This window comes from Corallococcus terminator (assembly GCF_003611635.1).
GTDB lineage: Bacteria > Myxococcota > Myxococcia > Myxococcales > Myxococcaceae > Corallococcus > Corallococcus terminator.
Map to the genome: position 1 here is coordinate 1 of NZ_RAVZ01000383.1, position 8,605 is coordinate 8,605.

Below are 8,605 nucleotides of genomic sequence, written 5' to 3' on the forward strand. Positions count from 1 at the left end.
CCAGCATCCGCTTCACCATCTGACTCTTGAATGCGTCCGTATACGGCACCGTTGTCTTCCTGCTCGCCCCGCTCAGGTGGTCACCTCGGCTGCTCAGCCGAGGCGACAACTACGCTGACACTGGGGGCCGGCGGTGGCGTGGAAGGTGGGGCTTGACCTAATTCCAACGCCACTTAACGGATGGCTCTCTCCTGCGTACCGGCCAGCGTTCCTGCCGGAGCCTCCATCGCCACGCCCACCCGAGGAGGTGGCTCTTGACGTGGCAATGATGACAGGAGTCCGAGACTTCATCCTCACCCACGCAGAGGAAGTGCCGGACCGGTGGGCCGACATCCTCAATGTGGTGGGCAGGTGGCCTGCAGAGGTTGGCGCATCCGTGCTGGACGCAATGCTAGAGCGCGCCTCTGCCATCCGCAGTCGCGACGGGGCAGGGCGCGCATGGAGGGCTGCACGCGAGCTTCTTGTACATGTTTTGTTGAGCGTCAAGTACGGGGAGAAACAGTTGACTGATGAGTTTGCTCGGGCGAAGCAGGTCTACCAGTCACCGGAGCCGGAGGACCCGATACGACGCATCGCTTGGCTCTTCGCCCCTGACCCCCAATCGCCGGACGCCGCTCAGCTTGAATGGCAGGAGGAGCCTTCCCACTATTCGAAGCTTCGCCGCGTGGCTCTTCAGCCACTTCTTGGAAGTTCAAATGTTGTTCAGATGCTGTCTCGCCTTCTGCATGAGGTGCCTGCTCCGGGCGTGCTCGGATTCGCACTTGGCGAAGTTGGTGATGACGCTATCGAAGCGTGCCTTCTCGGCTCAGAGCTAACCTCAGGAGGGGCGCGCTGTGATTTGGTTGGCGGCTTCATCGTTGCGAAGAACAACGTCGCCGGTGCCTCTTGGCTGACGCAGGTGTTGAAGACCCTCGTGCGCAGTGGACGTCAAGATGAGGCAGCTCGGGCGGCCTCGCATCTTATTCCGGGAAATGTACTGTGGGACGTGCTGGATGCTGTGGGGGATGGATTGGCCGAAGTGTACTGGGGCCTGATCCCACACCTCTACTATGACCTCACAGAAGACGAGCGTCTTCGTGCCATTCGACACCTCGTTGAGGCTCGGCGCCCTGCCACAGCCCTGGAGGTGCTGAGCAAGTGGAACCGAAAGAGCGGCGCCCTCCCTCCTTCACAGTTGGTCCTTGATGTTCTGGAGAGGTCCATGCGCAGTTCGGACATTCTTGAGGTCCTCGGTGATGGCGGGCGTGTCGGCTACCGTATTAGTTGTGCACTCGCCCTCTTGGAGCAGCCGGATGGGGAGGACCTTGTTCGTGTCATTCGAGTTGAGGCCTGCTTCCTGCCATTTCTCGACCACTTTGGACGAGCACCGCGCCTCTTTCGCGCGCTTGGAGAAACACCGGCTCTCTTTTCTGAGGCTGTTGCCATGGTCTATCAGCATGCCGAAGTCGAGGCCGAGGCCGACGAGCAGCGGAGGTCTTTGAGTCGTCTTCGGAGGCAAGCTGGGGATCTGATTCTTCGCAAGTGGCAAGGGACTCCGGGGGAAACGGCGCCTTCGCCAGGGGAACGGGACGAAATTTTTGAGCGTTGGTGTCGTGACGTGGCCGAGGAACTCCGAGTGAAGGGGCTCCAGGACGCGGCTTGGTCCGAACTAGCATGCGTTCTGGCCAGGGGGCCGAGTGCGGACGGCATCTGGCCCTGTGGCCCGGCTCGTAGATTCCTCGAAGGGGGAGTGCACCCGAAGTTGGGACGCTACCTATACAGAGCCAAGCGAAACCTCCGCGGACCTGTTTGGCGGAGTCCCTTGGACGGCGGAACGCAGGAGCGTGACCTCGCTTCTGGGTTTCGCAAGGATGCTGACACACTTCGCGAGAAGGGGTTCTCACGCGCGGCTGCAGTGGCTCAAGCTCTCGCGGAGCGCTATGAATCTGAAGCTGAGCATGAAGACAGCGAGACGGCCGAGTTTCTCGACCCCTGATTCACGGCCCGGAAGAATCCGTCGTGTTCGCCGGGTTGAAGGAGCATGAGCGGACTGGCGCTGAGCGAAGAGCAGCGGAGCGAGCTGGAATCCTGCTTCCGCACGACGGAGGACCGACGTTTGCGTGAGAGGTGCCAGGCGGTGCTGATGACGTCCCGAGGGCGGTCTCAGCAGCAGATTGCCGAGGACCTGGGGACGACGCCCCGCAACATCCAGCGCTTCCTCGCCCGCTATCGGGCCAGCGGCTTGAGAGGGTTGAGGATTCAGTGGGCCCCGGGCCGCACGCCGTTGATTCCCGAGGGACTGGCGCCCACCATTCTGGGATGGGTCCAGCAGGGGCCAAGGGCCTGCGGCGTCAAGCGGGCGAACTGGACGCATGAGGCGCTGGCGGACTTCCTCTACCGCCAGACAGGGATTCGGGCGCGGGAGACGGCCATGGGGGACTTCTGCCGTCGCCATGGAGTGCGGCTGTACCGGCCCACCTATCGCTTCCTTCGAGCGGACGCTTCATGCCAGCAGCAGGCGCGTCGGGAGTTGAGCGAAAAAACGCCAGGCGCAAGCAGATGACATCGCCCTCTTGAGCCAGGACGAAGCGAGATTTCCCATGGTGCCGACGCTGACGGCGACGCTGGGCGTGAAGGGAAGCCGCCCTGTCGTCGGCACCCGCGACTGCAAGGACGTGGTGCACACCTTTGCTTCCGCCAACCTCACCACGGGAGCGGTGACGAGCAGGCTTTACGGCAGCCGAACCCGCGCGCGTCGAAAGGATGGCCTCTCCAAGACGAAGCGCATGCAGGCGGCCTTCGCCCACCACCTGCTCGACGTCGCCCGCGCCTATCCCGCCACGGCGTGGCGGCAAGTCGTCCTCATCATCGACAACGCGCCCTGGCACCGCGGGCGCCCCGTGGAGTGGGCCTTGCGCCGCTACCCGCACCTTTCCCTCTGCCGGCTGCCGCCCTACAGCCCTCAGCTTCAGCCCATCGAGCGGCTGTGGCGGCCCCTGCGCCAGCGGGCCCCGCACAACCTTCTCTTCGACGAGATGGCCGAGTTGCAACAGGCCCTGCGCTCGGGTCTGGGCTACTTCCGGGCGCGGCCTCACGTCGTCCTCAAGCTCTTCGGCTCGCTTTGGACGACGACCGGATTGCCCGAGGCGTGAATGACGGCAGGCGCTCGCTTGCTCGGCCGGTCCTGGTCCACCTACATTGTGGGTTGTGAGCCAGAATCCAAGCACGGAGGACTTGCGCGACGCGATTGGGCGGGCGCTTCAAGCCCATGTGAAGAGTGACGATCTAGCTCCCGTCTGCATCGCGCTTGGAATGGTTGTGCCGGATCCGAATGCTGGCCTGATCTACAATAGCAGGTGGGCCACCGTTCGAAGCTGGCTTCCGCATGATCGCGAATCGGTGTTGTCAATCGCAAAGCGGGTATTGGAGCAGTTCAGGACCTATCGCCTTGAGGAGCTTGTGTGGGTTGCGCAAGAGGCATCGGTCGAGTTTTCGGAGTTAACGCGCCGAAACCTTCTTGCGACTCTCAGTTCGCTGCCTGCGCCGTGGGGAAAGCTGGGGCTGAATAAGGTCGTTGGAGAGGTGATTCATCTGGATGAATCCCTTCGCAATGCGATTCTGTCGGAATCAGAGCTTCAGGATGTGCAGGGCGTTTCTGAGCAGTGTGGCGTGCTGGGTGTGTCGGATAGGCGTTTTCGAGCGCTCGTTGAACGAATGGTTCATCCATCGGTTCGAGGCGAAGAAGATCAAAGGGAGTATGTTGATGCGCTGAGTGCGGAATTGCGAAAGTCCGGTTGGGACCTGCAAGCGACAGGTTTGGATGCAGGACGGACGCTATACTCAGTGGTTCGCGCGAATGGCGGAGTGGGAGGGCAACCCAAACAGATCATATTTGCTTCGCAGGTCAAGCCTGATTTGAGATTCTCCGATGCCATCAATGGCGATATTGAGATTGTGCGATTCGCTGACAAGGTGCTGGTATATGATCACCCAATCCCACCGACCGGATTGCTCTGGAGGCATCTTCAAGAGTGGTGGGCTGCGACTCACGGCCTTGTGCCTGAGGCTCGGGCGACGAGGGTGAGTCTCTATCAGCGTCTTAGGGCCTCATTGCCAAAAAATTCGCCACCACAACGGCTATTGTTCGAGGAGTTCTTTTCGGCCTATCAGAGGTCGTTTGGTGAGTTGCCTGCGTTGCTTCCAGAGGTGTGGTTGTATTACGATCCACTAACGATTTCACAAAGAGGGAGGGATGCGCTTCTTCGACAACGAATGGATTTTTTGATGCTGTTCTCACAGAGTGTTCGTGTTGTGATCGAGGTTGATGGGGTCGGGCACTATTGCGACCCTCAAGGAAAAGCTAGTCCGTCGAAGTATGCTGAAATGGTCGCGGCCGATCGTGACCTCCGGCTTTCTGGTTATGAGGTCTATCGGTTTGGTGGAAAGGAGCTGGAGGGGGATTTAGGAAGAGAGATTGCGCGAGGCTTTTTCCGCCTCTTGTTTCGGCGTCACGGCGTTGATGCCGAGAAGTCCAGATAGGGACGGCACACTCAACCGGTGAATGCAAAACCCTGAGTTCTCCCCGGTTGAGAAGTTGTTGGCATGCAAGTAGCGAAGAGGAGGGGGCTCACACCGCGTGAGCGTGCGGAACTGTGGAGGCAATGGAAGGAGGGGCATCTCGCTCTCCGACGTCGAACACCCTTCCACGTTGGACGTGGGCCAGCGCCTTTGACAAGGCATGTCGCGGAAGCACAGCCGCCCGCTTCTAGCGCAGCGCCGTGAGGGCCGCGCCGACCTTCGCCACCGTCACCGACACGGGCGTCGTCACCTCCGGAGCGAAGATGGCCACGCGGAGTTCCTCGAAAGCCCACCGCAGATCCTGCGCCGCCTCCTGGTCACGCACGGTGGCGGACCTGGCGAGGAAGGCCTCCCATAGGGGGGTGAAGGGCACGGCCTTCCCTGCGTCCTTGCCGGGGTTCGCCACCGCACGCGACAGCCGTGCCTGGACCGCGCGGAGGTAGCGCGGGTAGTTCAGCAGGCGCACGAGGGGAATCCACTCGATGAGCTTCGCGGGGAACAACTGCCCGAGCTGCGAGCGGATGTCCCGCACGGCCGCCGCGCCGCTCGGCCCCTTGGATGCTGTCTTGAGGGCGGCGAGCGTCTCCGCGAGCTCCGCGGAGGTGGCGACGACGACGTTCGCCCAGTCCCGGGCCTCCTGCTCGATGCGCTGTGAGCCCTCTTGGACCCGCGCCTCGAAGGCCGCCTTCGTGCGGGGCAGCGGCGCACCCGGTGCGAGCTTGAACGCATCGTCGACGCTGCGTGTGAGGACGAGCGCCCGGAAGGCGTCGGCCTGGCCCCGCGCAGGCGGCGCGCCGTCCAGGGACGGGAAGGGCAGTGGCATGCGCGCGGCGCTGACGGCCACGTGTCCGCGCGCGGCGAGCATCAGGAGCCGTCGGATTCCCGTGCGCGTGGCCGCGTCGGCGGCGGCGGATGTTTCCAACAGCACCAGGTCCACGGCCGCGCCCCGGTCGACGAGGGCGGGGTAGCTGCGGATCTCGAGCCCGCCGACCCGCCGGGCGACCACGGGGGGCAATTCGCCGAAGGTCCAGGCGGTCAGCCCCTTGCGCTCCCAGTCCGAAGTCGGTGCCACGCTGCGCAGCACCGCCCGTGCACGTCCCCCATGCTGCTCGAGCAGCGCGTCGGCGTCGCGGCTGCGCGCGAGCTCCTTTCCCCGCTCGTCGAGCACCCGGAGCGTGATGCGCAGGTACGGAGGCACGGCATCCGCCCGGAGGGACTCCTCGGGCACGTCCACGCCGCACAGCCGGGACACCGCCCGCGCGAGCGCTGGAATCATCGGTCCGCGGAAGGGCACCAGTTCCTTCTCGAGACGGTCGACCAGGGCCGGCACCGGCCCCAACTGCTTGCGCTGGGCGCGGGGGACCTGCTCGAGCAGGGCGGTGAGTTTCTCCCGCTGCCACCCGGGGATGGTCCAGTCGAGCTCACCCGGGACCAACTGGGCGAGCAGCAGCAGCGGCACGCTCAGGGTGATGCCGTCGTCCTCGGCCGAGGGGTCGAAGGTGTACGTCACCGGCACGGACGCGCCGTGCAGGGTGATGGCATCCGGGTAGTGCGCCGGGGACAGGCCCGGGTCGTGCGAGAGGGCATCCTCCATCGAGAGGATGAGCACGTCGGGGTCGGCCGCCTCGGCCTTGCGGCGCCAGGCCTCGAAGCTCGCTCCGTCCGTCACGTCCGCCGGGAGGCGCTGGTCGAAGAACGTCAGCAGGGCCTCGTTGTCGAGCAGCTCGCTGCGCCGGGCCTTGTCCCGCAGGCGCGCCACGCGCTCGAGCACCTCGCGATTCTCCTCCTGGAACGCCCCCCGGGTGCGGTACTCGCCGCGCACCAGGGCATGCTCGAGGAACATCAGCCGTGCCCGGGCGGGGTCCATGCTGGCCAGGGCCACGGGGCGCTCCTTGAAGACCTGAAGCCCGAAGAGGGTCGCGTTCTCCTTCACGACGGCGCGCGCGGACTTCTCCGACCAGTGCGGTTCGGAGTAGCTGCGCTTGAGCAGGTGGGGGGCCGCCGCCGCGAGCCACTCCGGGTCGAGCTTCGCCACGGTGCGTGCGAACAACTGGGACGTCTCCACGAGCTCGAACGCCATCGCCCAGGCAGGGGGCTTCTTCGAGAGCGCCGACGAGGGGTGAACCATGAAGCGCGTCTGCTTCGCGCCCGTGTAGTTGCGCTGCTCCGGATTCCACTGGCCGATGCGGGACAGGAGCCCGGTGAGGAGCGCCTGGTGCAGGACGTCCCCGCGCGCCGGGGCGCCCCGGCCCTTCTGCGGCAGGCGCAGCTCGCGGACGGTCTCCTCGAGCTGGCGCTGGACGTCCCGCCACTCGCGCACCCGCAGGAATGACAGGAAGTTGTCCCGGCACACGCGCCGCAGATGGGACGTCCCCCGGCCCTCGGCCTCGCGCACGAATGCCCACAACTTGAGGAGCCCCGTGAAGTCCGAGTGCTCATCACGGAAGCGCGAGTGCAACGCGTCCGCCTTCTGCGCGAGCTCCCGTGGCCGCTCGCGCGGGTCCTGCAGGTTGAGCGCCGCGGCGATGATGAGCACCTCGTCCAGGCACCCATACTCGGCGCCGGCGAGAATCATCCGCGCGATGCGCGGGTCCACCGGGAAGCGCGCGAGCTGGTGGCCGAGCGGCGTCAAGGCGCGCTCCTTGCCCTCGATGGCCCCGAGCTCCTCAAGCACCCGCCAGCCCTCGGCGATGGCCTTCGGCTGGGGCGGGTCGAGGAAGGGGAAGTCCTCGACGTCACCGAGGCCGAGGGACTTCATCCGCAGGATGACCCCCGCGAGCCCGGTGCGTTTGATTTCCGGGTCGGTGAAGGCGGGCCGCGTGGTGAAGCCCGCCTCGTCGTAGAGGCGCACGCAGATCCCCTCGCGCACGCGGCCGCAGCGCCCCTTGCGCTGGTCGGCGCTGGCCTGGGAGACCGGCTCGATGTGCAGGCGCGTGGTGCCCGAGCGTGGCTCGTAGCGCGACAGGCGTGCCACCCCCGTGTCCACGACGTACACGATCCCCGGGATGGTGACGGACGTCTCCGCGACGTTGGTGGCGAGGATGACCCGGCGCTCGGGGATGGTGGCGAAGACGCGCGCTTGCTCGGAGGCCGACAGGCGCCCATACAGGGGCTGCACCACCGTGCCGCGCAGCTCGCGCGCGTTCAGGGCGTTCTCGGCCTCGCGGATCTCCCGCTCCCCGGGGAGGAACACGAGGAGGTCCCCGTCCGGGTCGAGCGAGAGCACGTTCGCCACCGCATCGGCGACGGCGTCCGCGAGCTCGGCGTCCTCGGGGGGCGGCTCATAGAGCACGTCCACCGGAAAGGTACGGCCCTCCACCTGGATGACCGGAGCCCCCCCGAAGAACTGTGAGAAGCGCTCGGTCTCGATGGTGGCCGAGCTCACCACCACCTTGAGGTCGGGGCGCCTGGGGAGGATGCGCTTGAGCCACCCGAGCAGGAAGTCGATGGTGAGGCTGCGCTCGTGGGCCTCGTCGAGCACGATGGTGTCGTAGCGTTTCAGGAGCGGGTCGCTGTGAATCTGCGCGAGCAGCACGCCGTCGGTCATGAACTTCACGGCCGTCCGCCGGGACGAGCGGTCCTCGAAGCGAATCTGGTAGCCGACGTCCGTGCCCAGCTCCGTGCCGAGCTCGCGTGCCACGCGCGCCGCCACGCTGGTCGCGGCGATGCGCCGGGGCTGGGTGACGCCAATCTGGCGCGGGCGCCCGCGCCCCATGGCGAGCAGGACTTTGGGCAGTTGCGTCGTCTTCCCAGAGCCGGTGGCCCCCGCGACGATGACCACCTGATGGGCGGAGATGGCCGCGGTGATGTCCTCCACCCGGCTCGAGATGGGGAGCTCGGGGGGGAAGTGCAGGGTGGGCAAGCCGTCGGGGGGGAGGACGGGTGAGTCGCCGGACATGGCTGCATGGCCTAGCACCGAAGCGCACGCGGCGCCCCTGACGAATCGTGTGGGCGCCTGCGCGCCCGGTGCTCCTGGAGGGATCATCCCTGCACGCCCATACGCACCTGCATGTGAACCGTGGGAGTGACGCACGGCGGAGGGATGCAC

General features: G+C 65.7%; 5 protein-coding genes. 4 read left to right on the plus strand and 1 reads right to left on the minus strand.

Annotated features, from left to right (window positions below; genetic code table 11):
• Nucleotides 1-259: 259 nt before the first annotated feature.
• From D7V88_RS42730 to D7V88_RS35355, 4 genes are all read left to right on the plus strand, one after another.
• Nucleotides 260-1,975 carry a hypothetical protein gene (locus tag D7V88_RS42730; RefSeq protein ID WP_147448994.1) on the plus strand — a complete coding sequence of 572 codons (1,716 nt, stop codon included), beginning with the start codon at nt 260-262 and terminating at the stop codon, nt 1,973-1,975.
• A gap of 45 nt (nt 1,976-2,020) precedes the next feature.
• Nucleotides 2,021-2,542, plus strand: a complete 522-nt coding sequence (locus tag D7V88_RS35345; protein WP_120545001.1) for a helix-turn-helix domain-containing protein — start codon at nt 2,021-2,023, stop codon at nt 2,540-2,542.
• Nucleotides 2,543-2,552: 10 nt separating this feature from the next.
• Nucleotides 2,553-3,131: a transposase gene (locus D7V88_RS35350; RefSeq protein ID WP_279636131.1), complete on the plus strand. Its 579-nt coding sequence runs from the start codon at nt 2,553-2,555 to the stop codon at nt 3,129-3,131.
• An 82-nt stretch (nt 3,132-3,213) separates the two neighbouring features.
• Nucleotides 3,214-4,518 (plus strand): AbiJ-related protein, encoded by a 1,305-nt coding sequence (locus tag D7V88_RS35355; protein WP_244238567.1) that lies wholly within the window; start codon nt 3,214-3,216, stop codon nt 4,516-4,518.
• A 226-nt stretch (nt 4,519-4,744) separates the two neighbouring features.
• Here the strand turns inward: D7V88_RS35355 and hrpA are convergent, their stop codons facing one another.
• A complete protein-coding gene (gene hrpA, locus D7V88_RS35360; protein WP_120545004.1) occupies nt 4,745-8,455 on the minus strand; it encodes an ATP-dependent RNA helicase HrpA in 3,711 nt (1,236 codons plus the stop codon).
• Nucleotides 8,456-8,605 lie beyond the last annotated feature (150 nt).

Coding starts and splice junctions, on each gene's coding strand:
- D7V88_RS35345 (WP_120545001.1), top strand. CDS start 2,021: ATGAGCGGACTGGCGCTGAGCGAAGAGCAGCGGAGCGAGCTGGAATCC.
- hrpA (WP_120545004.1), bottom strand. CDS start 8,455: ATGTCCGGCGACTCACCCGTCCTCCCCCCCGACGGCTTGCCCACCCTG.